The sequence below is a fragment of the Acinetobacter sp. CIP-A165 genome (assembly GCF_000367985.1).
Taxonomy (GTDB): domain Bacteria; phylum Pseudomonadota; class Gammaproteobacteria; order Pseudomonadales; family Moraxellaceae; genus Acinetobacter.
Genome location: NZ_KB849202.1, coordinates 1,175,479 through 1,197,576, shown reverse-complemented (window position 1 = coordinate 1,197,576; position 22,098 = coordinate 1,175,479). Strand labels below are relative to the sequence as shown.

Sequence of the window (22,098 nt, the reverse complement as noted above, 5' to 3'; positions counted from 1 at the left end):
ATAAAAAATGCCAGCGATAAGCTGGCATTTTCTTGAAGGTGGTTACTGATGCTTATTGCGCTTTTGCATCTAAGCTAACATCTTTGATTTCAACGTAGGCATTGGCACGAAGTTCACGTGACCAACTATCTACTTCCATTTCAAACTGGCGCTCACCTAAGATCTGACGAGCCATACGTTCTTGAGCTTCTTTGGTCATATCTTGTTGGCGGGTGTCCATAACCTCTAAAATATGCCAACCAAATTGGCTTTGGAACGGTTCACTTACTTGTCCAACAGGGATGTCTTTCATGACCTTGTCAAACTCTGGTACCATCACACCTGGACTCACCCAGCCAAGACTTCCGCCATCACGAGCTGAACCAGGATCATTTGAATAGGTTGCAGCGAGGGTCGCAAAATCATCACCAGCCTTGACTCGATTATAGAGACTATCAATCATTTGTTTGGCACGATCGAGGCTAACAACCTCTGATGATTGAATGAGGATGTGGCGTGTTTGATATTGGGGTACTAGGGCTTTTTGATCATTTTGTTTGCGATCAAGCAATTTTAAGACATGTGTGCCATCACGAACGTTAACCAGTTCAGTCGTTTGTCCGACTTTTAATGGGGTAATACGAGCAGATAGCTCTGTTGGAATGTCTGATAAAGAGCGGAAGCCCATATCTGCACCATCAACGGTAACTGCTGAAGTCGAAAACTTGGTGCTGATGGCTTTAGGATCATCACTCGTGGTTAGAGATTTTCTTACTTCTTGAGCAACTTTTTGTACTTCAGCGGTATTTTCACCAGCAATACGCATGTGGATGACATGAACTTGCGTACCAAGTGCGGCTTGACCTTCTGGTGAGTTTAAAAAGTTTTCAACATCATGATCGCTGATTTTGATACGAGACATGACTTGTTGTTGGCGCAGACGGCCAATTGCAAGATCCTCAGCAATACGATTGCGTAAGTTTTCATAAGTACCCGGTGCAATCGCATCTAGCTTTTGCTGGAAAGCGGAGAGTGTGCTTGAACCAGACTGGTTTGCAACTCTCAATACTGCAGCATTTAAGCTATTTTCATCGGCTTTAATACCATACCGCTTTACTTGTTCCAGTTGGGCTTGGCGAACAATAAGTTGATCCAAAACCTGCATTTGTAAGTATTGTTGTGGAGGGACTGGCTTATTTTGCGCTTTTAACTGGTGTTCGGTTTCAGCAATTCCTTGCACTAAATCACTTCTGAGAATGACACTACTATCCACAATTGCAACAACCTCATCCGTAGGTTGAGCAAAGCTTTGCATTGATGAAGAAATTAGGGCAGCGAGAACAGTGGCTCTAAAGATATGTTGAAAATGTTTTATCTTCATTAACGTTGTGTCCAAGATTGATTGATTTTGTTAAAGCCTAAAACTCTATTCTCAAGAAGAGAAGCAAGTTTATTGTTTAAAGCACCTAGACCTTTAAGTGTGAACTCCGCCATTACAGCGCGCTTTCTATGTACGTCTGGAAGGTTTGGATCATCCAAATCATTATAGTAAGAGCGACCATAAACTGAGACAGCCCAACAACATGATTCGTAATTTACGCCAAGTAAATATTCTCGTATCAGATTATTGTCTAGGTCATATTGAGCATGACCCATAATACGCCAATTATCTTTTACGGGTTGTATAAAGGATGCAACAACTTGGTCGTATGCATCTTGGCGATCTTTAATGTCTTTTCGGTAGAAATAACCGACATTGTAGAGATTGCCTTTATCACCCGTGTAGTAGGCTTGGAAATCGCGTTGTGCGTTATCTCCATTTGACATCCAAGCTGAGTTTGCACTAATAGTGACATTCTGATTCAGTTGGCTAGATAAGCTCACGATTGGTCCTGTGCGACTTTGTGTATCAAAGCGATAAAGTTCCTCATTTAAACTGACACGACGATCGTTGAAGTAGTAACTTTGACCGACACTAGCACGAATACGCTCCAAACCTTCCATATCCAATAGACTGTAAGTTAGACCTAAAGATAAAAAGTTATTATCTTCTAGACGGTCATGTCCATAAAAGCGATAAGGATTGAAAAGTTGGTCATAGCTGATCGAGGCTGTAGTCGAGTCGAAGTTTGGATAGTCGTCTTGCTTTTTATATGGTGAATAGGCATAGAAAGCACGAGGGGAAATACTTTGTAGGTATTTACCATCTTTTTCAAAGGTCAAACCTGTCGCAAGCGTAAATTGAGGGACGACAACGGATTTCTCTAAGTCATCTGAGGTAGAAAGTCCGCGACCTTCTTTTGAGTCTCGATCATAAAAAGTATTGATGCTGCGTATAGAGGCTTCTGGGATGACATAAAACCATGAAGGTGTAATATAGTTGTAACGTACTGCGAATTGATTATAGATACGAGTTCCGCTGGACTCTAAAGCAGATCCATCATTGATCGATTTTTTAAAATAAGCGGTATCATTATTGAATTCGTACTGTAGCCCTTGTGGGTTGCCAGTGACGTAATTCAATAAGAACTGAGGTAGTCGTGCATAAGGCTTATCTTTATCTTCGATTTCTTTATCAAGGGTTTGGAAGTCTTCAACTTTTAGTTGAGCGCTAAGGCCTGGAATACCATTTCGATAATTAAGCTCCCACGCTCGACGTAAGTTTAAATCGGTTCTCGTATTTGGGTTGTTATTGAAATCAGAAAAATAATCTTTATCCGATGCGTAATTGTATTCTAAGTGAGTTGACCATTGATTATTGATGAACCAATTATGAATAAGGTGTAGATCTGAGCGATTTTCTTTATCGTACTCTTTATCATTTGGTATATAACCACCCCAAATTTGACCTGAACCGAAGTTTTCAGTCATGTAGCGGTATTCGGCATCTAACTTAACACCACGTTTACTCATAAAACTTGGTGTAAGTGTTAGATCGTAGTTCGGCGCGAGATTGAGGTAGACAGGTACGGCGAGTTGTGCGCCACCATCGTTACTATAGCCAAAGTTAGGGCTTAGCATACCAGTAGTGCGTCGGTCATCTATAGGGAAGTTAAAATAGGGCACAGCAAGTACAGGTACATCTTTTACATAGAGTTTTGTGCCACGTGTGACACCACGTCCACTCTCTTGATTAAGTTCAATTTGCTTGGCTTGGATTTTCCATGCTGGTTTTTGGCCAGGTGGACATGCGGTATAGCTTGCATCTGTAAAAACAACTAGATTTTCATTTTGACGTCGAATTTGGTTGGCATGACCATGCGCATGCTGTTGTTCAGCGATATAGAAACTATTGTTTAAATCGCCTGTCTGAGTCTTTAAGTTATAGTTGATTTGATCACTTTGGGTGAGTAAGCCAGCTTGTGCAAGTTGAACACGACCTTGTGCATTGGCATGAGTTTGCGTGGAATCAAGAATGACGTGATCTGCACGAATCATACGACCTTCTTGATCAATCACAACATTACCTTGCAAAACAGAGTCGCCATTTGGATCGTAGTGTCCATAATCTGCTGTAATGACGGATGTTGTTGCATTCTGATCAGCAGTTTTGGTGACTGGGTTGATCGGTGTGACCCATGTGCCTTGACAGAAAGCTGAACTTAAATATTGGTTGTTGCGTAATTGTGCTTCTGGCGCAGACTTGTCAACATAATATTGCTGGAAAAATTTTTCTCCTGCATAAGTCTCTTGCTCCTGTTGAGCAAGGGCTTTGAGCTGTGTATTGTCAAGCGTAGAGGCATGAGACGTAAACGGCACAGATTGATCCGCTGCGAGACTTGATTGAATCGAGCCGCCACACAAGAGTGTCAAAATAGCAGTTGCTAAAGGATTATATTTAAACTGATGTTTCATTGTCTCATTAACCAATATGCTAATTCACAATTAATTATTGTCGCATCATAGAGAAAAAGTTGATAAGTGGCTACACTTAAGCTTTCAAAATCTCAGCTAGTTTTAGATTTTATTGCAAATGAATACACAACGTGAACAATTGATACAAACTTGGCTGCATACCACGCTGCAATCTGATCAGTTCGAGATCAGCTTTTTAGCGGGTGATGCTAGCTTCCGCCGCTATGCGCGAATCAAGTTACAAAACAAAACATATATGCTAATGGATGCTCCTCCTGAAAAAGAAGATTGTATTCCATTTGTGAGTATTGATGAGTTCTTTGATCAGCATGGTGTTCGTGTGCCCCATATCGTTGCGAAAGACTTAGCGCAAGGTTTGCTGCTGTTAGAAGATTTTGGTGATGTAGTGCTATCTACATTGTTGAATGATGAAACAGTCGATCAATACTATGTGCAGAGTTTTAAGCAGTTGATCGAATTGCAGCAAATTGATGGCCGAGACCATTTGCCAGCATATTCGTATGAAAAGTTGATGACTGAAATGCGATTATTGACGGAGTGGTTGTTGCCTTCGTTGAATATTCAGCCTACAGAGCAGCAGCTTGAAACGATTGAGCAAGCATTTGACTTTCTGGCTGTTGAGGCGACCAATCAACCACAGGTGATTGTGCACCGTGACTTTCATAGTCGAAACCTCATGAAAATTGAGAATGAACAAGATTTGGGTGTGATTGATTTTCAGGACGCCGTGATTGGTGCTGACACTTATGATCTCATTTCGATTACACGTGATGCTTATGTGCAATGGAATGCTGAACGTGTGTATCACTGGTTTGAGCTGTTTTATAATTTGTTGCCTAGCTCTGCTAGAGAAAGCCGTAGTTTTGAACAGTTCAAACGTGATGCAGATCTTATGGCGATTCAGCGTCATCTCAAAATTCTAGGTATTTTTGTGCGTTTGTTTGAGCGCGACGGAAAATCTGGTTATTTAAGTGATTTGCCACGAGTGATGTGGTATTTGCTTGAAGAAAGCCAAGGCTATGATGAATTAAATGACTTTATGCAGTTCATTCGTGATGTGGTGATGCCGAAGTTTGTTGTGAAATATGGTAATTACGAGGTTGCGGCATAATGAAAGCGATGATTCTTGCTGCGGGTCTGGGCAATCGCATGCGACCTTTAACCTTACATACGCCAAAACCTCTGTTAGAAGTCGGTGGGAAACCATTGATTGTTTGGCATATTGAAAAGCTACAACAAATTGGTATAACTGAAATCGTCATTAATACGGCTTGGTTAGCTGAAAAACTTGTTGCTGATTTAGGTGATGGCAGCCAATTTGGTGTAAACATTCTATGGTCGCATGAAGGTGAAGGGCTTGAAACTGCGGGTGGAATCATCAATGCATTGCCGTTGTTGGGTGATCAGCCATTTATCTTGGTCAATGGTGATGTATGGACGACGATGGATTTTTCCTCGTTGTTGAATGTTGAGCTGGGTGATAAAAAAGCACATTTGGTGTTGGTTGAAAACCCACCACAACATCTAAAAGGTGACTTTGTTCTAGCAAATGAGCATGCTTATACTTTTGAGCAGGCACAATTGGGTGAGGCGCTGACTTATAGTGGTGTGGCGGTATTATCTCCACAAATGTTTGCTGGTTTAGAGGGTGGAAAGCGACCGTTAGCACCATTGTTAAAGCAAGCGATGCAACAACAGCAGGTTTCGGCTGAGAAAATGCAAGCCGTTTGGGTGGATGTTGGAACACCTGAGCGTTTAGAGCAACTTGATCAACAGATTCAGCACGGCGAGTTTTTATAAAATACGTTGTCTATCTTTGATTTGTATGAAGAATGGCAAAATACAGAGGATTGTGCAGTTTATCATGCTGTAAGATGTTTAACTGCATAATCGTTCAACAAGTCCTACTGTGTCTTGTATCAGAAATCGGTATACTGCACAGCAAATTTATCGAGATGTTGCACCGTTATGCATCCTTTTTTTCAAGAATTAAAGCAAGGAAGTCAAGCCTTAGGATTAAGCCTAAGCGAAGAAACCCTAACACTCTTACTGAAATATCAAGATGCTTTAGTGCTATGGAATAAGGCATATAACCTGACGGCTATTCGTGACCCTAAAGAAATGTTGGTTAAACATTTATTGGATAGTTTAAGTATCTTAAAGGATTTGCCACAGGGGCGTTTGTTGGATGTGGGTACTGGTGGTGGCATGCCGGGCATGATCATTGCATTGTGTCAACCAGAACGTCATTGTGTGTTGTTGGATTCAAATGGTAAAAAGATTCGTTTCTTGAAACAATTTATCGCAGATTTGAAGCTAAAAAATGTAATTGCAGTGCAAACACGTGTTGAAAATGAAGAAAGCATCAATGAGCTTGGTCATTTCGATGTCATTACAAGTCGAGCTTTTGCATCATTGTCTGACTTTGTGGATGCGGCACAACCTTATATGCATGAGCAGAGCATCATTGCTGCGATGAAAGGCTTAATTCCAACGGATGAGGTTGAGCAGTTGAAAGATAAATATTCGTGTAAAGTGATTGAGCTTCGGGTACCAAGATTGGATGAACAGCGTCATTTACTTTTACTTCAACGTATTCAATAAAAAATATTAAGGGTAATCATGGCTCAAATTATTGCGATTGCAAACCAAAAAGGTGGTGTCGGGAAAACCACGACAGCCGTAAATCTTGCTGCATCCTTGGCGATCTTAAAGAAACGCGTCTTGTTGATTGATATGGACTCACAAGGCAATGCCACGATGGGGTCTGGCGTTCAAAAAAATGATCTTCTTTATTCAATAACCGACGTCCTTTTGGGTGAAGTTCCGATCGAGACTGCAATTCAAAAAGCCGAGGTGGGTTATAAGGTTTTAGGCGCAAATCGTGAGCTTGCAGGTGTCGAGCTTGCAATTGCAGAGCAAGATGGACGCGAGTTTATTCTTAAAAATGCATTGCAAGAAATTTCCGTATCTTATGATTATATTATTGTCGACTGTGCGCCAAGTTTAAGCCTTATTACGGTCAATGCTTTGGCTGCTGTCACTGGTGTGATTATACCAATGCAATGTGAGTATTATGCTTTGGAAGGGTTGGCTGATTTAACACAAACAATTGATCGTATACAAAAAGCCCTTAATCCAAACTTGGAAATTGTTGGGGTATTACGTACCATGTACGATGCTCGTAATGCATTGACACGTGATGTCTCGGCTGAGTTGGAGCAATATTTTGGTAAGAAGCTGTATGATACGGTTGTACCAAGAAATATCCGTTTGGCTGAAGCACCTGCACACGGTTTACCTGTGATCTATTTTGAAAAAAGCTCGAAAGGCGCGGTTGCATATTTGAATTTGGCCGCAGAAATATTGAAGAAAAGTAAAGTGAAAAAAGGAAGTGCTGTATGAGCATCAAAAAACGCGGGTTGGCTAAAGGTCGTGGTTTAGATGCGCTACTGGGTTCAATTCAGAAAGAGAAATTGCAACTTGAAGCACAAGCTTTAGATCATGGTCAACTCAAGCAGATTGATGTCAATTTATTGAAACGTGGGGAGTATCAGCCGCGTCGTTTTATTCAGGAGCAAGAGTTAAAAGAGCTTGCTTCTTCGATTGAAAAACATGGTGTAATGCAACCAATTGTGATTCGTCCTGTCGACGATGAGCAGTATCCATACGAAATTATTGCGGGTGAGCGTCGTTGGCGCGCAGCGCAGATGGCGGGATTGACAGAAATCCCTGCAATTGTGCGTGAACTCAATGATCAAGTGGCGATTGCTTTGGCGTTAATCGAGAATATTCAACGTCAAGATTTAAATCCGATCGATCAGGCTTTAGCTTTACAGCGTTTCCATGAAGAATTTGGTTTAAGTCATCAGGAGATTGCTGAAACTGTTGGTAAAGCACGGACGACAGTTAGTAATTTATTGAGGTTACTCAGTTTGGCTGACCCAATTAAAGACTTTATGCAGCAAGGTCAAATCGATATGGGGCACGCACGTGCCATTTTGACCCTAAAGGCCAAAGATCAAATTGCAGTTGTAGATATCGTTATTGAAAAAGGCTTATCGGTACGTCAAACTGAACAATTGGTTCGTGAGTGGAATGAGCCAAAACCTGAAAAGAAAAAGGCGCTAATTTCTCCAGATATTGAACAACTGACTCAAAAGTTATCTGAACGTTTTGGGGCAAATGTGAAAATAGACCATAATCAAAAAGGCAAAGGGAAATTAGTGATTCAATATCATTCATTGGATGAGTTGGATGGAATCCTAAATATTTGTTTACCGAATTAAACTGATAATATTGAGAAACCATCCTTTTATATTTTAAATATTATTGGGGAATAATATGTGGGAACTTGTGAAAGCGGGTGGCTGGTTGATGCTGCCCCTTATTTTCTCATCAATTTTTACGGTTGCGATTATCATTGAGCGTTTCATCCGGTTGAAGCGTTCGCAGGTTTTACCTCAAGCACTCCTTGTTCAGGGGGCTGATGTAGAATCAGTTATTTCACATTTAGAACATGATGACGCTCAAAATAGCCCTTTAGGTCGTATCCTAAAAGCGGGCTATGCACATCAAAACCAAGGTGAGCAATTTGCTCGTGCGCAAATGGAAGCCACGGCTTCACAAGAAATCAGTTATCTAGAAAAGAATATCAATTTTTTAGGTACATTAGGTGCAATCGCACCATTACTTGGCTTGTTGGGTACGGTTATTGGCATCATCGAGGCTTTTTTGGTGGTTGATATTGGTTCTTCTGGTAATGCAAGCATGATGATGCCAGGGATTTCGACTGCGTTAATTACCACTGCTGTCGGGATGTTAATTGCTATTCCTGCCATGATTGCGTACCGCTATTTTCAACGAGTAGTACATGAATATGTTGCTGAGCTAGAGCAACAATCAACATTGTTTCATGCCGCGCTTTTTTATAAAAAAGCAGCGCATGTACAAGAACACCGTCGTGCAAGCTAAGCATAGGTGTCATGATGAAATTTAAACGTTCTCAGGTTGAAGATATTCATATCAATTTGACACCAATGATTGATTGCATGTTATTTATTTTGGTGTTTTTATTGCTTTCAACCACTTTTAGTCAGCAAAGTCGTATAAATCTTACGCTGCCTGATGCGCAAGGCGTTCCGCCGAAACAATTCGATCACAAAATTGAAATCATGGTAGACTCAAAAGGGTATTATTCTGTGAATGGTCAAGCATTATCAAGCAAAGAAATTGCTGACCTAAGCACTGCAATTAAACAAGTTGCCCAAGATCGCCGAGATTTTATGTTCATTATTGCCGCTGATTCAAATGCAGCACATCAAGATGTGATTCGTGTGATGGATGTGGCGGGACAGCTTGGCTTTGTCAATGTCAACATTAGCACTAAAGTTCCAACTAGAGGTTTTACTGAGTGAGTCAAGATTTTAAAGTCTATTTGCGTCTTTTAACTTATTTAAAATCTTATTGGGGCGTTGCCTTATTAGTATTGCTTGGTTTTAGTATCAATGCCGCCACCGAGGTGTCGGTCGCTAAACTACTTAAATATATTATTGATGCGATTCAGGAAGGTAGTCGAGAAAATTTAAACTGGTTTCCAGTTTTAATTATTTTGCTTATGTTTTTCCGCGGCATAGGCTTGTTTCTAGGTGGCTACTTTACAGCAGTAATTTCAAGAAGATTGGTGTTTAGTATTCGCCAAGAGGTTTATGCGAAACTCCTAAGGCTACCTGCACAATATTATCTTGATAATACTTCAGGACATATCAGTTCTAAGTTGATGTACAACGTACAACAGTTAACAGCAGCCTCGTCGGACTCACTGCAAACCGTCGTAAAAGATGGTTTAATTGTGATCGCGCTGCTCAGTTATTTATTTTATACCAACTGGCGCTTAACGCTTTGTATTATTGTATTTATGCCTGTGATTGGCTTGTTAGTTCGTGTTGCTGCGAAACGAATGCGTAAGCTTTCACTGCAAGTACAAAATACCATGGGTGATGTCAATCACGTGGTTCAAGAAACCATTAATGGTAATTCAGTAGTCAAAAGTTTTACAGGTGAAGCTTTCGAACAACAACGTTTTTATACATCATCGGTAGAAAACCTTCGCCGTGGTTTAAAAATGGTCGTGGTTCAAAATATTAACAGTCCTGTTGTTCAGCTTGTTTTGTCTTGTGCAATGGCACTTATTCTTTGGTTAGCGTTAAGACCACAAGTATTTGGTGATACTTCAGCTGGTGAATTTGTAGCTTATATTACTGCTGCAGGTTTGATTTCTAAGCCAGTGAAAAACTTAACGGATATCAATGAAAAACTACAACGTGGTTTAGCTGCTGCGCATTCAGTTTTTGAGTTATTGGATCTACCAGAAGAAGAAAATAAAGGCCAATTAAAACCTGCATTGAAAGGCAATATTCGATTTGATCATGCAAATTTGCAATATAGCGATGGCACCCATGCGATTAAAGATTTCACTTTAGATATAAAAGCTGGGCAAACGATTGCATTGGTTGGGCGCTCTGGTGCGGGTAAAACCTCGTTAGTGAATATGTTGCCGCGCTTCCAAGAACTGAGTCGCGGTCAGATTTATTTTGATGATATTCCTGTTCAAGAGATTGAGTTGCTTAGTTTGCGTTCGCAAATTGCGATGGTGAACCAACAAGTGGTGCTATTCAACCGTAGCGTGCGTGACAATATCGCCTATGGACAACTGCAAGATTCAAGTGATGAGCAAATCATTGCAGCGGCTAAAGCAGCCTATGCGCATGACTTTATTATGGAGTTGCCGCATGGGTATGACACCGTTCTAGGTGCACAAGGTTTAAATCTATCTGGTGGTCAACGTCAGCGTATTGCGATTGCCAGAGCAATTTTGAAAAATTCACCGATCTTGATTTTAGATGAAGCAACCAGTGCGCTTGATAATGAGTCCGAATACTTTATTCAACAAGCATTTGATGAGGCGATGCAAGGTCGTACCACGATCGTGATTGCACACCGTCTATCAACGGTTGAAAATGCGGATATTATTGTCGTGATGGACAAAGGTACGATTATAGAGCAGGGTACGCATACAGAGTTACTTGCTAAACATGGTATGTATTACCAGTTACATCAGCGTAATTTTGAGGAAGATTAAGCATGTCGATGGCGCAACGTATACAAGATGCTTGGAATGAACAAGCTTCATGGTTAATTGTTTTGCGCCCATTGTCATGGTTATATCGGTTTGGTTTCTGTCTAAATCAAAGCTTGTATAAAGTAGGCATCAAAAGTGTTTATCACGCGCCTGTGCCCATCATGGTGATTGGTAATATTACGGTTGGTGGAAGTGGTAAAACCCCATTGCTGATTGAGTTGGTGAAATATTTACAACAGCAAGGCGTACGTGTTGGGGTGATCAGTCGTGGTTATGGAGGACAAGGTCCTTTTCCTGCAAGCGTGGAACTGTCATCTGAGCCCTCCGTTGTTGGTGATGAGCCTTGTTTGATTGTTCAATCGACCGATGTGCCGATGGCTGTTGGGCCAAATCGTCAAGCATCTATAGAGTTGCTGTTGCGAACCGCGGGTGATCTTGATTTGATTATTAGTGATGATGGTCTGCAACACTGGGCTTTAGGTCGTCAGATTGAATGGATTGTATTGGATCAAAACCGTGGTTTAGGTAATGAAAAGCTATTACCCGAAGGGTATTTGCGAGAACCAAAATCAAGATTAAAAAGCAGCACAGTTATAGAGCATACTAAAGTTGCTCAGCCACATAACAATATGCATTTAGATGTGGGAAAGCCTTATCTGCTCAATACTCATCTAGAGTTAAGTTGGTTTGATGCAAACCAATATTTTAATGCGGTCGTCGGTATTGGCTTTCCACAGCGCTTTTATCAAACATTGAGTAAGCTTGGTGTGAGTCAATATCAAGCGCATGAGTTTCCAGATCATTATGATTATGAAGTCGAAGATTTAATCTTTGATTCGCAAGATGCAATTATTACGACCGAAAAAGATGCTGTAAAATTTAAAAGTTTATTGCAACAGCATCCTGATTTTAATATCCCAATTTGGGTTGTGCCAGTTGAAGCTGTTTTATCATCTGATTGTTATGATTTGTTGAAACAGCAGTTGCAACAAGTCGGTATTCAATTTTCTTAGAGAAACACCATGAAACATATTGTTATACCTGCTCGTTTTGCGAGTTCTCGTTTGCCAGCAAAACCACTTTTATTGATTCATGGTCGTCCGATGATTTTACGTGTGGTCGATCAGGCGAGTAAGGTTGATGGCTTTGATGATTTATGTGTAGCCACTGATGATCCTCGAATTGCTGATGTTTGTCGTGCCGAAGGTGTGGATGTGGTTTTAACCAGTGCCGACCATCCATCTGGGACAGATCGTTTGAGTGAGGTTGCACGTATTAAAGGTTGGGCAGCAGACGATATTATTGTCAATGTTCAAGGTGATGAACCATTACTTCCTGCACAGCTCGTTAAACAAGTAACACAGCTTCTTGTTGATAATCCGCAATGTTCAATGTCAACATTGTGCGAGCGAATTTATCATTTAGATGAGTTTCAACGCGATAGTATCGTTAAAGTCGTGATGTCTAATCGCAATGAAGCACTCTATTTTAGTCGTGCCACAATTCCATATGATCGTGATGGCGCGAAACAAGCTGAAGCCAGGGTACATGATCAGGCATTTCGTCATTTAGGTTTATATGCCTATCGAGTGAAATTACTGCAAGAATATGTCACATGGGATCAAGGTCAATTAGAGCAATTAGAAAGTTTAGAGCAACTTCGAGTGCTAGAAAATGGTCATCGTATTGCGATTGCAGTTGCCGAAGCCAACTTACCACCAGGTGTCGATACTCAAGCTGATTTAGATCGACTGAATGCAATGCCAGTGAGTGCATTTGAATAATATGATCGTCGATATCCAGTCTACAAAAACTTACGCTTGGCATGAACAAACTTGGGAATTGCTGACAACCCGATTTCCAGAAATAGGGCATGGCCTATTATTCTATGGCAAGCAAGGCTGTGCTAAAAAAGAGTTTGCTGAGCGCTTTGTTGCTTGGATATTATGTGCGAATAAACAGCCACAAGCAGCTTGTGGAGAATGTGCAAGCTGCCAATGGTTGAAATCTGATACACATCCGAATTATGTGCATATCACCACAGATGAAGACAATAAAAAACAAAATGCGAAAATTAAAATAGAAAAAATACGAGATTTACTTCCTTTTGTTCAGCAAACTGGTGAGGGTTGGCGAGTTATCATGATTGAACCTGCGGAAGCGTTAAATATGGCTTCTGCAAATGCTTTACTGAAAACACTTGAAGAACCGGGTGAGAAAGTCATTTTGATTTTACTTGCCGATCATTATTTAAAATTACCTGCAACGATTCGCAGTCGTTTGCAACGTTTCGCTTTAGATCGCTTAAGTGTGGAAGATGCACAGTCATTTGTGCAACAACAAGTTCCAAATATTGGCACTCAGCATATTTCGTTATTGTTAAATCTAGCCAACGGAATGCCATTGACTGCGATTGAAATAGAGCAAAGTGGTTGGTTGCAAAAACGCACTTCATTTTTAAGTGATTGGCTAAAATTAGTTGCCGAAAAAAGTATGCCGTTGCACTATGCCAACAAATGGTCTAAAGAGTTAAGTTTTACAGAATTTATGACCATGTTCGAATATTTATTAGCTGATTTAATTAGTTTTAGGTTGAATCAATCATTGAGAAATGATGATTTAGATTTTCGAGATTTAGCTGAACAGTATCATTTAGAACGTTTATTTGCGATTTATGCTGATGTACAACAAAAGAAGCTGATGGTGGCGCAGAATGTACAGTCGCAATTGGTCGTAGATGAATTGTTTATTCAGTTGATGAATGTTGAGCTTGGGTTTTCGCAATAACAAAGTGATGGACTATCATGCTTTTGATTCGCAAGAATCCATATTTTTGTGGCTAATTGGATAGTCACTTTTAAGGTTGGACTGCATTTTAAGATGTTTTGTAAAGATTGTATTTAAATTGTTTTTTATTATAACTTCCGAACTAAAAATATATAAAATGTGAGGTACTTCACAATAATATCAAAAAATAAGGAATATGATGATGAAAATAAGATCTATAGCTGTTGCATTATCACTTGTAATTTTACCAGCCATTGCAATGGCTGAGCCCAAGTTTGAGTCAAATATCAATGGCTCATCTATTCTGATCAACGCATCTAATCATGGTTCGCAAGCCTATGAGTGCGTGTATAGTTACTCATTTAATCATAATCAACAAAATGCAAAATCGAATCAGTTCAGCGGTAAACTTTATATTGAAGCAGGGGCGCGGCAGATCGCTGTTGTGACACGACATACCGATCAAGCGATTAGTAAACTAAATTTTGATTATAAGTGCACTGAAAAATAAGCCCTTTTAAAATAAATTAAACCGCTCATGAGGTATTCTGATGATGAGCGGTTTTTTAGTTTTTGTCATACGCATGATTTGAAAGTTTGGTCTGATGTCGTGAGCTGCAAGGTCTATGTAAACCCCTAATCTAGCTAAATACAGGCCGTTTTGAGTGTTTTCACAACATTTTGCTGAAACAGCATTTGTTGTTTCTAGGATTGTTTTCTATAATCAAATGATAAATCATGTATAGATACTAAGTAAGCGGTAATTCAAAGGACGTTTATAAAACAGATCAAAGCGAATTGATAGTTTTTATATGTTTATCAATGTTGAATGATATTGATAATTTTATGTATTTAACAGGGGAAGGTTATGCAACATCAAATGATGGGTGGGATTATACAGGTCAATATTCCTGATAAGGCTACTCTACAATCAAGCTATATGCCTTTTGTACAAGGCGGTGGATTATTTGTTCCAACTAAACAAGCAGTAAAAATGGGACAGGAAGTTTTTATTTTGGCGACACTACCAGAGCAATCACAAAAGATCCCGCTCACAGGTAAAGTCATTTGGATCTCGCACAAACAGACACATTTCAAGCCACAAGGTTTTGCGATCCAGTTGGCTGGCGAAAAAGGTGTGTATTATAAGAACGAAGCTGAGAAATTATTGGCAGGTTCTAAAGCAATGGATCGTCCAAGTTATACGATGTAAGCAAAATGAATAGGAAGAAAGAGTGTTTGTTGATACGCATTGCCATTTAACCCTGTTAGATTTGACTCCTTATGATGGGGATCTAGATCAAGCACTCGCACAAGCTCGACTTGCCGGTGTCTCAAAATTTATGGGAATCTCTGTTGATCTTGATGACCATATTAAACTGGCAGAAATTGCTTCCCGTCATGATGATGTGGGCTATACAGTGGGTGTGCATCCCTGTGAAGATGGTCATGTGATGGCACGTGCGACAACGGACTATTTAGTCGAACTAGCCCAATCCGAAAAGGTCTGGGCTTTGGGAGAGACAGGCTTAGACTATTATCACAGCACAGATTTTGTCGCTGAGCAAAAACAGTGTTTTGCTCGACATATTCAAGCATCAAAAATTGTGAAGAAGCCAGTGGTTGTACATACACGCTCTGCTAAGCACGATACAGTTGATATAATTCAAGCTGAACAATCTAGCCATGGCATATTGCATTGTTTTACTGAAGACTGGGAAACGGCAAAAGCAGTTTTAGATTGTGGCTATTATATTTCGTTTTCTGGCATTATTTCATTTAAAAATGCACAAGATTTGCGTGATGTTGCAAAACAAGTTCCATTAGATCGGGTACTGATTGAAACGGATAGTCCTTATTTGGCACCTATGCCTTATCGAGGAAAAACCAACGAACCTAAATATGTGCCGTATGTAGCAAAAGCCTTGGCTGATGTATATCATAAATCAGTTGAAGAGATTGGTGTGATTACAACACGGAATTTTGAAAATCTTTTAAATTTTAAATAAACGGTTTTATGTTGTATTAGGAAAGAGAGTTATCACGTGAAAATGGATCGTCAAGCTCAGTTTCGAGCACGAGAAGTATTAATTTTTCAAATCGCGGAGCAACTCCTATTAGAAAATGGCGAAGCGGGCATGACGCTTGATGCTCTTGCGGCTGAGTTGGATCTTGCGAAAGGTACGTTATATAAGCACTTTCAGAGTAAAGATGAATTATATATGTTGTTGATTATTCGCAATGAACGAATGTTGTTAGAAATGATTCAAGATATAGAAAAAAGTTTTCCTGAACATTTGGCTTTTTTTATGTTGCACCATCTGCATCATCCTGAGCGCACAGCGTTATTTCATCAGATAGAAGAGCGTTTATCTACGACAGCACAAGGTATCCAGCAGTTATTTAGTGAGTTGTATAAGATTCGTCGCCAACGTTTACGTATTATTATTCGCATGACAGAAAGTTATTTGCTTGATATTAATAGTGCGATGACGACCCGTGATTATTTAGCATCTATTTGGTCTTTGACCTATGGCGCGGCTGTGATCTTGAACTCAAGTTTTTATCAGCGTTATTTAGGTTCTAGAGATACATTACGAGTGGCTTACATTGAGCAAGCTTTGGCGATGCCTAAGCAGCTTGAACAAGTTTCATCTTCGTGAACAATACAATGAAGTCTTCACTGAGGTCGCAACGAGCTTTTACCCTGATTGAGATCATGGTGGTGATTGTGATTATGACCGTCATGACATCGTTAGTGGTCTTGAATATTGGTGGTGTTGACCAACGTCGAGCGATGCAAGCCAGAGAAATGTTTATCCTTGATCTTAAAAAAATCAATAAAGAAGCCACAGATCAAGCGAAAGTTTTTGCATTAAATACCCAGAATGCAACTGATGTTGCGCCATTTAGCTATAACCTATTTGAATATTACGATCAGAGTCATGAACAAATCCAACATGCGGATCGTATTTGGCAGATTTATAAGGAGTTTAAACCTCGTCAGTTACCGAAAAATGTGTCTTTTAGCATTCAAAGTTTAGATGCTGAAAATTATAAAAGAGCACAGAATGACGATCTGTTAGGTGGCAGGGCGCCACAACTGATTTGGTTTGGAAATGGCGAGGTGAAGCCTGTTAGAATTCAATTTTATTATGAGCAACGACCGATTGGACATGAGCTGTCGCTGGATCATTTGGGTAAAGTGAATGAAGAAGAATAAGGCTTTTACCTTACTTGAAGTCATGGTCGCACTTGCGATTTTTGCTGTGGCAGCAATTGCATTGACTAAAATTGCAATGCAATACACACAAGCAACGTCAAATGCGATTTTGCGGACCAAAGCTCAATTTGTTGCAATGAATGAAGTTGCAATGATGGAAATGAATAAAGAGTGGTTGGATGGAACGCAATCCAAGCAAGTTTCTTCGCAGGGCGAAACGTGGCAAATTGATAAAAAAGCCGAACCTACAATTAGTCCCAAAATACAACGTATTGAGTTACAGATAAGTTTGTTTAATGTTGATCAGGATAAAGTTGAAGCAGGTATTAGTAATATTGTATTTTTTAACTATCCTGAACAAGCGAAGACATGATGAAACATAAACAGCAAGCTTTTACTTTGGTGGAATTGCTGGTTGCGATTGCGATTTTTGCTGTGCTTTCGATGTTGGGTTGGAAGGTGTTTGACTATTTGCTGAAAGTCAAAGATCGTAATGCAGAACATGAAATGCATTTATTCGCGTTACAGGATGCTTACCAACAGGTTTTAAGGGATAGCTTACAAATTATTCCCTTGACTGCCAATGATGGACGACAACTGCAAGCTGCTGTGCTGTTAAATGATCAAAGTTTTATGTTCAGTAAAGCTGGTGTGTCAGATCCATTGAAACAAGGCTTATCACCATACGAACGTATAGAATATCGTTTTGATGAAGCACAAAAAAAAGTATATCGCTTGAAATATGCAAATTTAAATATCCCAAATCGTGTGCAGCCGATCTCAAGTACTTTATTGGAAAATGTTGATCAGTTTAAAGTACTGGCATTGAACCCTCAAGAATTGTCTGAGTGGCCAGAAAACACGGGTGATCCAGATAATGTGAATGAACTAAAAAAATTACCATTAGGTTTTAAAATACAGCTCACGGTCGCAGGTACAGACTATGAGTGGATATATAGCTTGGTCAGTAACAATCAGGGTGGTCAGTGATTGCTATGAAGACATACGCGTCTCAACGTGGTATCGCATTGCTTACGATCTTGGTTATGGTTGCGCTCGCGACGATTCTTGCAGCAACCATCGCAAAACGACAAAGCAATAGTGCTGAGAATACAGGCTATTTGATGCGTCAAAATCAATCTTTGCTTTATGCTAAAAGTGCTGAGGCATTTTTCTCAGAGTTGCTAATACAAGATAGTGACAATGGTAACAATATTGATCATTTACAGGAGAATTGGGCGAAACCAATGCCATCATTTCCTGTTGATGGTGGTACTGTTCAAGGTCGTTTAGTGGATGAATCTGGAAAATTCAACTTAAATAATTTGGTAAAAGCAAATGGCAATGAAGTTGATGATTTAGCACGGCGTTGGTTTGAAAAACTTTTACAGCGTGTTGGTTTGCCCGCAGAGTTAAGCCAAGCTGTGATCGATTGGCAAGATACTGATGATGAAACAACAGGTGCGATGGGTGCTGAGAGTAGTTATTATCAAGGATTAGATCCTTCTTATCTAGCTCCAAATACCAAATTTCATAGTGTTGAAGAATTGAAGTTGGTTAGGGGCTTCGAAGGGAAAAACTACGATTTGATTAAGCAATATATTACGGCATTGCCAGAACCAACAAAAATTAATATGAACACTGCACCTGCATTATTGCTCGCAAGTATTGATCCAAGCGTTGATGTCAATGCTGTTGAGCAAGAATTAAAAACAAAACAAGCTGATTTATCATATTTCAATAATGTTGAAGATTTATGGAAGCTCAATGCTTTTTCAGGAATAGATCAGCAAAATAAGGCAGATGCGGCGACCTGGTTAGACAGTAAATCCTCTTTTTTTACTGCACAAATAGAAGTTGTTTTAAGTGAGCGCAAGCGCCAATTTAGCAGCTCAATGCACCGTCAAGATAAACAAGTTACTGTCTATTCTAGAAGTCTTGCTCCTTTTAAGTGATCAGATTGGATTATTGAATAGTCACAAGATTTAAATTCAATCCCAATGCTTGTTTTTTTGCTTTATAATAAAGCTTGTTTGCAAAAAAGATCAGCTTGGTGCATGTTAATTCGTAAATTATTTAAGTTTGAAAACGCTCATATCGTACGGAATTGTACATCGGATCGCTGTAAGCGTTCGATTCATGGGCATAGCTATAAAGTTGAATTATTACTAAAAGCGTCAAAGTTAGATCATGGGCAAATGGTTTATGATTTTGGGCTACTGAAAGGCGTGATTAAAGAACTATTTGATAGTTTTGATCATGCGATTTGTTATTGGCAAAAAGACGATGCTGCGTATATCGATGCATGCAAAACCTTTAGCGCACGTTGGGTGGCTTTGCCTGTTTCACCATCAGCTGAACAATTTTCTCGTATTTTCTTTTTTCTTGCGCAACAGGTATTAAATTCAACAGTTACCCAAAATGGCGAAGGGGATGTTGAGGTTTATTCGGTGATTGTTCACGAAACTGATACGGGTTATGCACAAAGTTTTCAAGAAGATATTGATAATGAACAAATGGGCATATTGAGCCTAGATCAAATCGTTTTCTCAGAGCAGGTTCAAAGTGAGTGGAGTGATCCACAAATGTATGAGCGCTTGAAAAAGGGAATCAGATTTCAAAACCCGAATGTAGAACTACAAGTTAATATTTAAGTACGTCCTCACTCAAGGGAGTGAATTTATTTCAAGGAATATTGATGCAATTTACTGAACAGCAACAGGACAAGTTAAGTAAAGTTCAGCTGGATGAGTCATGGAAAGTCTCATTGTCCGAGTTTCTGCTCAGTCAGAAAATGGATCATTTACGCGCGTTCTTGCAACAACAAAGACTTGCTGAGAAGACGATTTACCCACCAAGCAAACATATTTTTAATGCATTAAATACAACGCCTTTGAGTGCAGTAAAGGTCGTGATTTTAGGTCAAGACCCATATCATGGTCCAAATCAAGCCAATGGTTTAAGTTTTTCTGTACAAAGAGGTGTTGCATTACCACCTTCTTTGCGTAATATTTTCCATGAGTTGCACAGTGATTTGGCTGTACCTATTTCTCGACATGGTGATTTGAGCAAGTGGGCAGCGCAGGGTGTGTTGTTGTTGAATAGTGTGCTGACCGTAGAGGCAGGACAACCCACTTCACATCAAAAACAAGGCTGGGAAGATTTTACTGATGCTGTGATTGATGTGCTAAATGAGCAACGAGAGCATGTGGTGTTTGTTTTATGGGGTGCTTATGCACAGCGTAAAGGACAACGTATTGATCGCAATAAACATCTTGTATTAAGTGCAGCTCATCCGTCGCCATTGGCGGCAAACCGTGGTGGTTTTTTTGGCTGTAAAGTATTTTCTAAAAGCAATCATTATTTGAAACAACATGGCATTGAGCCTATAGACTGGCAATTGGACGCATAATGACTTCTCCTGATTTAAATAGCTATCATCCTGATTTGGTTATTGAGCAAGAAAAAAATGGTTGGCGGGTGATTCGCCTAAACCGACCAAAATCTTTACATGCATTAGATGAATCTATTGTAAGTGCACTTTTTCGCGTGTTTGAACATTTTCATGATGATGAAAGTGTTAAAGCGATTTGGTTAGACTCAACCACACCTAAAGCTTTTTGCGCGGGTGGCGATGTACGAAAACTTCGTCAACTGGTTGTAAATAATGAGGTTAATACTGCAAATAAATTCTTCGAGCAAGAATATGCATTAGACTTATTGCTTCACAATTATGCTAAGCCGATTGTAGTTTGGGGTGAAGGCTATGTAATGGGTGGTGGGCTTGGTCTATTTATGGCTGCACCATTTCGTTTGGTTACACCTTATTCACGATTGGCTATGCCAGAAATCAATATCGGTTTATATCCAGATGTCGGTGGAAGTCGATTCCTTGCAGATCGAGGGCAAATTGGGCTATTTACGGGTTTAACTGGTTCAATTATGACTGCAGCAGGTGCATTTAGCATCGGCTGGGCAACTCATATTTGTGAAGCGCAGCGTGATAATGTCTTGCAAAAAGTCTTAAATGTAGACTGGAATCATTATCCAGCAGGTGCTTTCCGTGCCATTGATGACACATTAAATAGTCTTCACCGTCCGGTTGCCGCAGGTCCTTTGCAAAATTCGATCGATGTTATTCACAGTGTTTGTCGTGGTCAAAACTTTGAATTTGATTATCAAGCAATTATTGGGTTGAGTGAGGCAAGCAGTGATTGGTTGCGCCAAGCAAGTGAGAATTTGCAAAAAGGCTCGCCAAGTACGGCTGCTATTACTTGGTTGCTTTGGCAGTGGGGTAAACAAGGACATGCTTGGGATGAGGTTTTTGCGCTAGAAGCTCAGATTTCTGATTGGAAAATCCGTCATCCTGACTTTGTAGAAGGCGTACGTGCGCGCTTGGTCGATAAAGATCTTTCTCCAGAATGGAAAGCGACCGAGAACATCACCTTAAAAGATATTTTGTCTGATTGCCCTCCTGTGACCAATATTGATAGTTGGAATGCGTTATTAAGACAATACGGTATTATTGTTTAAGGCGTATGAGCGAAAATAATAGCAATGATGAATTTTGGATGCAGTTTGCTTATGAGCAGGCTGCATTAGCGGCAGCTCAGGGTGAGATCCCTGTTGGTGCTGTTATTGTCAGCCAAGGTGAGATAATTGGGGTGGGCTATAATGCCCCAATTAAACTTTCTGACCCGACAGCACATGCCGAGATTCAAGCACTGCGTATGGCCTGTCAATCTATCAATAATTACCGCCTACCAGATGATGCCACACTTTATGTCACGCTCGAGCCTTGCACCATGTGCGTGGGTGCTTTAATTCATGCGCGTGTTCAACGTGTTGTTTTTGCAACCACAGAGCCTAAGGCAGGTTCACTGATCAGTGCCCGTCAACTGCTTGAAAATGGTTATTACAACCATAAATTTGTCTTTGAACAAGGTTGCTTGCAAGCGCAATGTTCAACCCAACTTAGTGATTTTTTTAAACAAAGAAGAAGTGAAAAGAAGCAAAACCGTTTATCAAAAAACGTCCTAAAATGATTAAAAATGTCTTAGCTGTTATGGCAAACTAAGCCTCCGATGATTTT

At 40.0% G+C, this 22,098-nt stretch carries 25 protein-coding genes; 23 read left to right on the top strand and 2 right to left on the bottom strand.

The window, feature by feature from the left end:
* Positions 1–52: 52 nt before the first annotated feature.
* Positions 53–1,360: a peptidylprolyl isomerase gene (locus F991_RS11170; RefSeq protein WP_004671417.1), complete on the bottom strand. Its 1,308-nt coding sequence runs from the start codon at positions 1,358–1,360 to the stop codon at positions 53–55.
* Positions 1,360–3,834: an LPS-assembly protein LptD gene (locus F991_RS11165; protein WP_004671416.1), complete on the bottom strand. Its 2,475-nt coding sequence runs from the start codon at positions 3,832–3,834 to the stop codon at positions 1,360–1,362. The genes F991_RS11170 and F991_RS11165 overlap by 1 nt, the downstream gene beginning before the upstream one ends.
* 118 nt (positions 3,835–3,952) lie before the next feature.
* Here F991_RS11165 and F991_RS11160 point away from each other — a divergent pair, with 118 nt between their 5' ends.
* From F991_RS11160 to tadA, 23 genes are all read left to right on the top strand, one after another.
* Positions 3,953–4,966 (top strand): aminoglycoside phosphotransferase family protein, encoded by a 1,014-nt coding sequence (locus F991_RS11160; RefSeq protein ID WP_004671415.1) that lies wholly within the window; start codon positions 3,953–3,955, stop codon positions 4,964–4,966.
* Positions 4,966–5,655, top strand: a complete 690-nt coding sequence (gene murU / locus F991_RS11155) for an N-acetylmuramate alpha-1-phosphate uridylyltransferase MurU (RefSeq protein ID WP_004671414.1) — start codon at positions 4,966–4,968, stop codon at positions 5,653–5,655. Before F991_RS11160 ends, murU begins: the two co-directional genes overlap by 1 nt.
* A gap of 168 nt (positions 5,656–5,823) precedes the next feature.
* Complete coding sequence (gene rsmG, locus F991_RS11150) at positions 5,824–6,459, top strand: 16S rRNA (guanine(527)-N(7))-methyltransferase RsmG (RefSeq protein ID WP_004671412.1); 636 nt, start codon at positions 5,824–5,826, stop codon at positions 6,457–6,459.
* An 18-nt stretch (positions 6,460–6,477) separates the two neighbouring features.
* Positions 6,478–7,260 (top strand): ParA family protein, encoded by a 783-nt coding sequence (locus tag F991_RS11145; protein ID WP_004671410.1) that lies wholly within the window; start codon positions 6,478–6,480, stop codon positions 7,258–7,260.
* On the top strand, positions 7,257–8,144 hold the full coding sequence (locus tag F991_RS11140) for a ParB/RepB/Spo0J family partition protein (RefSeq protein WP_004671409.1): 888 nt from the start codon (positions 7,257–7,259) through the stop codon (positions 8,142–8,144). The genes F991_RS11145 and F991_RS11140 overlap by 4 nt, the downstream gene beginning before the upstream one ends.
* A gap of 55 nt (positions 8,145–8,199) precedes the next feature.
* Entirely contained in the window at positions 8,200–8,829 is a 630-nt protein-coding gene (locus F991_RS11135) for a MotA/TolQ/ExbB proton channel family protein (RefSeq protein ID WP_004671406.1), read from the top strand.
* Positions 8,830–8,843: 14 nt separating this feature from the next.
* A complete protein-coding gene (locus F991_RS11130) occupies positions 8,844–9,272 on the top strand; it encodes an ExbD/TolR family protein (RefSeq protein WP_004671404.1) in 429 nt (142 codons plus the stop codon).
* Positions 9,269–10,996 carry a lipid A export permease/ATP-binding protein MsbA gene (msbA, locus tag F991_RS11125; RefSeq protein WP_004671402.1) on the top strand — a complete coding sequence of 576 codons (1,728 nt, stop codon included), beginning with the start codon at positions 9,269–9,271 and terminating at the stop codon, positions 10,994–10,996. The genes F991_RS11130 and msbA overlap by 4 nt, the downstream gene beginning before the upstream one ends.
* Positions 10,997–10,998: 2 nt before the next feature.
* The gene (gene lpxK, locus F991_RS11120) at positions 10,999–12,009 is read left to right on the top strand and encodes a tetraacyldisaccharide 4'-kinase (RefSeq protein WP_004671400.1); all 1,011 of its coding nucleotides are present in this window, start codon (positions 10,999–11,001) and stop codon (positions 12,007–12,009) included.
* Between the two features lie 9 nt (positions 12,010–12,018).
* A complete protein-coding gene (kdsB, locus tag F991_RS11115) occupies positions 12,019–12,780 on the top strand; it encodes a 3-deoxy-manno-octulosonate cytidylyltransferase (RefSeq protein ID WP_004671398.1) in 762 nt (253 codons plus the stop codon).
* 1 nt (position 12,781) lies between these two features.
* Positions 12,782–13,783: a DNA polymerase III, delta' subunit gene (locus F991_RS11110; RefSeq protein ID WP_004671395.1), complete on the top strand. Its 1,002-nt coding sequence runs from the start codon at positions 12,782–12,784 to the stop codon at positions 13,781–13,783.
* Positions 13,784–13,985: 202 nt separating this feature from the next.
* A complete protein-coding gene (locus tag F991_RS11105; protein WP_004671393.1) occupies positions 13,986–14,294 on the top strand; it encodes a hypothetical protein in 309 nt (102 codons plus the stop codon).
* 357 nt (positions 14,295–14,651) lie between these two features.
* Positions 14,652–14,996 (top strand): PilZ domain-containing protein, encoded by a 345-nt coding sequence (locus tag F991_RS11100; RefSeq protein WP_004671391.1) that lies wholly within the window; start codon positions 14,652–14,654, stop codon positions 14,994–14,996.
* A gap of 22 nt (positions 14,997–15,018) precedes the next feature.
* Entirely contained in the window at positions 15,019–15,792 is a 774-nt protein-coding gene (locus tag F991_RS11095; RefSeq protein ID WP_004671389.1) for a TatD family hydrolase, read from the top strand.
* Between the two features lie 42 nt (positions 15,793–15,834).
* Complete coding sequence (locus F991_RS11090) at positions 15,835–16,446, top strand: TetR/AcrR family transcriptional regulator (protein ID WP_171063481.1); 612 nt, start codon at positions 15,835–15,837, stop codon at positions 16,444–16,446.
* Positions 16,447–16,454: 8 nt separating this feature from the next.
* Complete coding sequence (locus tag F991_RS11085; protein WP_004671387.1) at positions 16,455–17,006, top strand: pilus assembly FimT family protein; 552 nt, start codon at positions 16,455–16,457, stop codon at positions 17,004–17,006.
* Positions 16,993–17,379: a type II secretion system minor pseudopilin GspI gene (gene gspI, locus F991_RS11080; RefSeq protein WP_004671386.1), complete on the top strand. Its 387-nt coding sequence runs from the start codon at positions 16,993–16,995 to the stop codon at positions 17,377–17,379. The genes F991_RS11085 and gspI overlap by 14 nt, the downstream gene beginning before the upstream one ends.
* Positions 17,376–17,996 (top strand): type II secretion system minor pseudopilin GspJ, encoded by a 621-nt coding sequence (gene gspJ, locus F991_RS11075; RefSeq protein ID WP_004671385.1) that lies wholly within the window; start codon positions 17,376–17,378, stop codon positions 17,994–17,996. The genes gspI and gspJ overlap by 4 nt, the downstream gene beginning before the upstream one ends.
* A 5-nt stretch (positions 17,997–18,001) precedes the next feature.
* Positions 18,002–18,961, top strand: coding sequence for a type II secretion system minor pseudopilin GspK (gene gspK / locus F991_RS11070; RefSeq protein WP_171063442.1), 960 nt, complete (start codon positions 18,002–18,004; stop codon positions 18,959–18,961).
* Positions 18,962–19,063: 102 nt separating this feature from the next.
* The gene (locus F991_RS11065; RefSeq protein ID WP_004671383.1) at positions 19,064–19,660 is read left to right on the top strand and encodes a 6-pyruvoyl trahydropterin synthase family protein; all 597 of its coding nucleotides are present in this window, start codon (positions 19,064–19,066) and stop codon (positions 19,658–19,660) included.
* Positions 19,661–19,704: 44 nt separating this feature from the next.
* Positions 19,705–20,418: a uracil-DNA glycosylase gene (gene ung / locus F991_RS11060; protein WP_004671382.1), complete on the top strand. Its 714-nt coding sequence runs from the start codon at positions 19,705–19,707 to the stop codon at positions 20,416–20,418.
* The gene (locus F991_RS11055) at positions 20,415–21,539 is read left to right on the top strand and encodes an enoyl-CoA hydratase/isomerase family protein (protein WP_171063479.1); all 1,125 of its coding nucleotides are present in this window, start codon (positions 20,415–20,417) and stop codon (positions 21,537–21,539) included. The genes ung and F991_RS11055 overlap by 4 nt, the downstream gene beginning before the upstream one ends.
* Before the next feature lie 5 nt (positions 21,540–21,544).
* Positions 21,545–22,051: a tRNA adenosine(34) deaminase TadA gene (gene tadA / locus F991_RS11050; RefSeq protein WP_004671379.1), complete on the top strand. Its 507-nt coding sequence runs from the start codon at positions 21,545–21,547 to the stop codon at positions 22,049–22,051.
* Positions 22,052–22,098: the final 47 nt, after the last annotated feature.

Bases quoted from the DNA above. Each gene is read 5' to 3' on its own strand.
- F991_RS11140 (WP_004671409.1), top strand. From the start codon at position 7,257: ATGAGCATCAAAAAACGCGGGTTGGCTAAAGGTCGTGGTTTAGATGCG.
- F991_RS11170 (WP_004671417.1), bottom strand. From the start codon at position 1,360: ATGAAGATAAAACATTTTCAACATATCTTTAGAGCCACTGTTCTCGCT.
- F991_RS11065 (WP_004671383.1), top strand. From the start codon at position 19,064: ATGTTAATTCGTAAATTATTTAAGTTTGAAAACGCTCATATCGTACGG.
- lpxK (WP_004671400.1), top strand. From the start codon at position 10,999: ATGTCGATGGCGCAACGTATACAAGATGCTTGGAATGAACAAGCTTCA.
- F991_RS11160 (WP_004671415.1), top strand. From the start codon at position 3,953: ATGAATACACAACGTGAACAATTGATACAAACTTGGCTGCATACCACG.
- F991_RS11135 (WP_004671406.1), top strand. From the start codon at position 8,200: ATGTGGGAACTTGTGAAAGCGGGTGGCTGGTTGATGCTGCCCCTTATT.
- F991_RS11105 (WP_004671393.1), top strand. From the start codon at position 13,986: ATGAAAATAAGATCTATAGCTGTTGCATTATCACTTGTAATTTTACCA.
- F991_RS11100 (WP_004671391.1), top strand. From the start codon at position 14,652: ATGCAACATCAAATGATGGGTGGGATTATACAGGTCAATATTCCTGAT.
- gspK (WP_171063442.1), top strand. From the start codon at position 18,002: ATGAAGACATACGCGTCTCAACGTGGTATCGCATTGCTTACGATCTTG.
- F991_RS11090 (WP_171063481.1), top strand. From the start codon at position 15,835: ATGGATCGTCAAGCTCAGTTTCGAGCACGAGAAGTATTAATTTTTCAA.
- F991_RS11130 (WP_004671404.1), top strand. From the start codon at position 8,844: ATGAAATTTAAACGTTCTCAGGTTGAAGATATTCATATCAATTTGACA.
- rsmG (WP_004671412.1), top strand. From the start codon at position 5,824: ATGCATCCTTTTTTTCAAGAATTAAAGCAAGGAAGTCAAGCCTTAGGA.
- F991_RS11110 (WP_004671395.1), top strand. From the start codon at position 12,782: ATGATCGTCGATATCCAGTCTACAAAAACTTACGCTTGGCATGAACAA.
- kdsB (WP_004671398.1), top strand. From the start codon at position 12,019: ATGAAACATATTGTTATACCTGCTCGTTTTGCGAGTTCTCGTTTGCCA.
- F991_RS11165 (WP_004671416.1), bottom strand. From the start codon at position 3,834: ATGAAACATCAGTTTAAATATAATCCTTTAGCAACTGCTATTTTGACA.
- F991_RS11085 (WP_004671387.1), top strand. From the start codon at position 16,455: ATGAAGTCTTCACTGAGGTCGCAACGAGCTTTTACCCTGATTGAGATC.
- gspI (WP_004671386.1), top strand. From the start codon at position 16,993: ATGAAGAAGAATAAGGCTTTTACCTTACTTGAAGTCATGGTCGCACTT.
- F991_RS11145 (WP_004671410.1), top strand. From the start codon at position 6,478: ATGGCTCAAATTATTGCGATTGCAAACCAAAAAGGTGGTGTCGGGAAA.
- tadA (WP_004671379.1), top strand. From the start codon at position 21,545: ATGAGCGAAAATAATAGCAATGATGAATTTTGGATGCAGTTTGCTTAT.
- ung (WP_004671382.1), top strand. From the start codon at position 19,705: ATGCAATTTACTGAACAGCAACAGGACAAGTTAAGTAAAGTTCAGCTG.
- gspJ (WP_004671385.1), top strand. From the start codon at position 17,376: ATGATGAAACATAAACAGCAAGCTTTTACTTTGGTGGAATTGCTGGTT.
- murU (WP_004671414.1), top strand. From the start codon at position 4,966: ATGAAAGCGATGATTCTTGCTGCGGGTCTGGGCAATCGCATGCGACCT.